General features: G+C 29.7%; 1 protein-coding gene and 1 pseudogene. Both read left to right on the top strand.

The genetic code is table 11. From position 1 onward, the window contains the following. Positions 1–396 precede the first annotated feature (396 nt). Positions 397–2,205, top strand: a complete 1,809-nt coding sequence (locus tag HMPREF2897_RS07565; RefSeq protein ID WP_002447069.1) for an acyltransferase family protein — start codon at positions 397–399, stop codon at positions 2,203–2,205. 598 nt (positions 2,206–2,803) lie between these two features. Next, a pseudogene (locus HMPREF2897_RS07560) lies at positions 2,804–3,131 on the top strand (CHAP domain-containing protein); the annotation flags it as partial.

The following is a 3,131-nucleotide window of genomic DNA, read 5'->3' as shown; positions in this document are numbered from 1 at the left end:
ATATAATTCCCACTAATTGGGGTCAGTCCAACATCGCTTTGTGTTCTAGGCTCTTTTTTGTTTGAAAGTCTAATTAAAATGATTTATATAACTAAGTGATGTTAACAAAGTGAAAATATAACATCTAGACTGAAAAGTATAATAAAGTTAAATGATATTATGTTTGTATTTATTTAAAAGATATGGTTATATAAATGGTGTGTTTAATATCATATATAGATACATTTAAATTGCTTACCTACACAACTTATATGAAGATGTTTTAATAAATGTATGCCTATTTAATTTGTTAAAGTATAATATTTAAGTAGAAAGATGATATGTCAATGCAATTGAGGATGTAATTGTGATAATATTAAGAGCAAGTATTTTAAAAATTAAACGGAGTGTAATTGAATGAATGAGAACAATTATAGACGTCTCAACAAAACTTATAAACCGCACTATTTGCCTGGTTTAGATGGTTTAAGAGCTATAGCAGTTATTGGGATAATCATTTATCATTTAAACACGAAATGGTTATCTGGTGGATTCCTTGGAGTAGATACTTTTTTTGTCATTTCTGGTTATCTCATAACTAGTTTATTATTAAGTGAGTACTATAGAAATAATTCTATTAATTTAGTTAATTTTTGGCTTAGAAGATTTAAACGATTAATACCAGCAATGATGTTTGTTGTCACGGTTGTTTTAATATATACATTACTATTTAAACCTGAATTAATTATTAGTATAAAACATGATGCTATAGCAGCACTTTTCTATGTTTCGAACTGGTGGTATATCATACAAGACGTAGACTATTTTAATCAATTTGCTGTAGCGCCATTAAAGCATTTATGGTCATTAGCTATTGAAGAACAATTCTATCTATTCTTTCCATTTATACTTTTAGGGTTATTAAAGTTTTTCAAAAAGCGAACTACAATGATTATTCTATTAATCATCTCTTTATTATCATTAACTGCAATGATAACGATACATATGTATACAGGTAACAATTCTAGAGTTTATTTCGGAACTGACACACGTTTACAAACGTTGTTATTAGGATGCTTACTAGCATTTATTTGGCCACCGTTTTCTTTTAGAAAGGATATATCTAAAGGTGCTAAAGCAAGTATAAGTGCAATAGGCATAGTCGGAATGGCAGTGCTCATTTATTTGTTTGTAGTGGTTAGTGATCAAGATAAATGGATATATAGTGGAGGATTTTATGCTATCTCGTTCTTGACACTGTTTGTCATTGCAAGCGTTGTGCATCCATCAAGTGTCTTAAAGAAAATACTAAGTTTCAAGTTATTTATTTATATAGGCAAGAGATCGTATAGTTTATATTTATGGCACTATCCTATCATTATTTTTATGAATAGTTATTTCGTACAAGGTCAGATTCCTTGGTTTGTATATATTTGTGAAGTGATACTTATGTTTGTCATGGCTGAAGTATCTTATAAATTTATTGAAACGCCTATTAGAAAAAATGGATTCAAAGCATTCACAGTGATGCCGAAAAATTTAACAAGATTTTCAAGAACGATCATTGTATTAATCTTGCTTGTTCCTTCTGCACTCATAGTATTTGGTGCCTATGATAGTTTGGGTAAAGAGCATGATAAACAACAAGCTGCGAAACAAAAATCTTTTAAAACGAACCAGAAAGCAAAACCTAAAAAGCCAGATGAAAATAATCAAGATAAGTCTTCACAACAACATTTTAATCCTAAAGAAGCGTCTCCATTATTGCTGGGAGATTCAGTAATGGTAGATATCGGTCAGGTCTTTAGTGAAAAAGTGCCACATGCTAATATTGATGGAAAAGTTGGACGACAGTTAATTGAGGGCAAAGATTTAATCAATCAGAAGTACCAAGATTATACTAAAAAAGGTCAGAGTGTTGTGATAGAACTTGGTACGAACGGTGAGTTTACGAAAGATCAAATGAATGAATTAATTGATTCTTTAGGTGAAGCAGATATTTACTTAATTAAGGTAAGAGTACCGAGAGACTACGAGTCGACTAATAATAAAATTATGGAACAAGTAGCCAAGAAGCATAAAAATGTTCATATTGTTGATTGGTATAAAGCATCTGAGGGTCATTCTGAGTATTTTGCATATGATGGTATTCACTTGGAATACAGTGGTGTTAAAGCATTATCTAATGAAATCATTAAAAAAATGAAAGAAGTTAATGAAAAATAATGTTCAAAAATAAAAATAAGAGCGCTATATATCACTAGAAATTAGAATGAGATTCAATGTGTTTCCTTAGTCATGATTTAGTGAGATGACAAAAACAATTAAGTCAAAAAGGGTTATATGGTATTTATTATTATAGTTCACCATTGTGATGGGGTGGGATAACGAATTCGATACGAATTCTATCTCACCTCATTTTTTATCAATTTTATGAATAACCTTAGCGTTATCTAAGATTAAATTTACATCAAGTAAATATTCTTTATTGACTAAATATTTAAAAGAAAGACTAAACTCATCATAGTTAAAGTTGTAATAAGAGCAAAATTTATTATTACAAGAATATAACAATTCTAAAACGTTACATGAAATATTGTTAGTTACATGCTTTCGTTACGCTATTTACAGACTTCATTTAACAAAACAACTCTATGTAAACATTACAAAATGATAACACCGCACACAAACGTACATTTTTCTGATAAAGTAATGCTTGTCGTTAATAAAGAACGAAGCCAAGGATAACAAAGTAAATATTTTAGTCACATGACTATTCATTATATGAAATTAATTATTTAAATTTTTAGGAGGATATTTAACAATGAAAAAAATCGCTACAGCTACAATTGCAACTGCAGGAATCGCTACTTTCGCTTTTGCACACCATGACGCACAAGCAGCAGAACAAAATAATAATGGGTACAATCCTAACGACCCTTATTCATATAGCTATACTTACACAATCGATGCTGAAGGTAACTACCACTACACTTGGAAAGGTAACTGGAGTCCAGATCGTGTAAATACTTCATATAACTATAATAGTTATAATAACTACAACAACTATGGTTACAATAACTATAGCAACTATAATAACTACAGTAATTACAACAACTATCAATCAAATAACACGCAATCACAAAGAACAA

Source organism: Staphylococcus sp. HMSC065D05 (assembly GCF_001813195.1).
GTDB classification, from domain to species: domain Bacteria; phylum Bacillota; class Bacilli; order Staphylococcales; family Staphylococcaceae; genus Staphylococcus; species Staphylococcus epidermidis.
This window is presented reverse-complemented; position numbering and strand designations above follow the sequence as displayed.

What these genes read in the sequence shown, in the direction of transcription:
- HMPREF2897_RS07565 (WP_002447069.1), top strand. Translation starts at nt 397, where the DNA reads ATGAATGAGAACAATTATAGACGTCTCAACAAAACTTATAAACCGCAC.